General features: G+C 61.3%; 1 protein-coding gene. It reads right to left on the bottom strand.

From position 1 onward, the window contains the following. The coding region (locus ACNA7R_RS20445) for a Bug family tripartite tricarboxylate transporter substrate binding protein (protein WP_416285372.1) at positions 1-912 on the bottom strand (912 nt) is incomplete at its 3' end. Between the last annotated feature and the right edge of the window lie 236 nt (positions 913-1,148).

The raw sequence follows: 1,148 nt of genomic DNA, 5'->3' as shown, positions 1-1,148 counted from the left end.
GAGCTGGAAGTTGTTGTTCTCCATGAACTCCTCGAACTCCTCGGAGCCGTGGATCTCGTTGAAGGCGTCCTCGAGCGTCTCGACGACCTCCTCGTCCATGCCTGCGGGGCCACCGACGCCTCGCCAGGCCCCGACCGTGACGTCGTACCCCTCTTCGGTCAGCGTCGGGACGTCCTCGAAGGCCGGATGGCGTTCGTCCCCGAAGAACGCGAGCATCTCGAGGTCGCCGTCCAGGACCTGCGAGGAGACCTCCGCCGCGCTCGAGGTCGTCGCCTCGACCTCACCGCCGAGGACCGCTTCCGTCGCGGGTGCGGCCCCCTCGTATCCGATGTGGTCGAGTTCGATATCGGCGGCCTGCTCGAACTCCGCCGCCGCGAGGTGCCAGATCGCACCCGTCCCCGAGTTCGAGACGCTGATCTCGCCGGGGTTGTCCTCGGCGTAGTCGACGAACTCCTCTAGGGTGTCGTAAGGTGCGTCCTCGTGGACCGTAAGCGCCGCCGGATCGAAGTTGTACTGGAGTATCGGCGTCATATCCTCGTGGGTTACGTCTCCGATATCCAGGTGAGAGACGGTACAGATCTCGACCGTGAGGATTCCAAGCGTGTGGCCGTCGGCGGAAGCGGAGGCGATCTCGCTGAATCCGACGCTGCCCGATCCACCCGTCGAGTTCGTGACGAACGAGGACGTGTCCAGTTGCTCCTCGAGTTGCTCGGACAGCTGTCGCGCAGTAAGGTCGGTACCACCACCCTCGTCGAACGGACAGATAATCTCGATATCGTCCGATGGAAACTCCGCTGCCCCCGAATCGGATCCGTTGTCGTCCGGCGTCAGCGCGTCGGTACACCCCGCGACCCCGGCCGTCGCTCCGACGGCAGCCGTCGCCAAAAATTCCCGTCGTCCGCTATCTTCCATCATCGTCTATAGATGGATGCCGTTTATAATTATATTATATTTTTGTATCCGTTCGAACACCACCACAATTGAATAAATTTGCTACCGAATGGCGCGGACATTATTGATTGTTACCCAAGGTGTCGCTACGAATCGAAAACCCGGCGGGGGTCTCAGTAGCCCAACTCGAGCGCCCAGTTCGCGACGAGCGCGGTAAACGTCAGCGCGAACAGGCCGGCGAGAACGAGGAAGGAAAC

The organism is Natronococcus sp. (genome assembly GCF_047921035.1).
In the GTDB taxonomy this organism is placed as follows: Archaea; Halobacteriota; Halobacteria; order Halobacteriales; family Natrialbaceae; genus Natronococcus.
The sequence above is the reverse complement of the archived record's forward strand: the minus strand, read 5'-3'. Positions and strand labels throughout refer to the sequence as shown.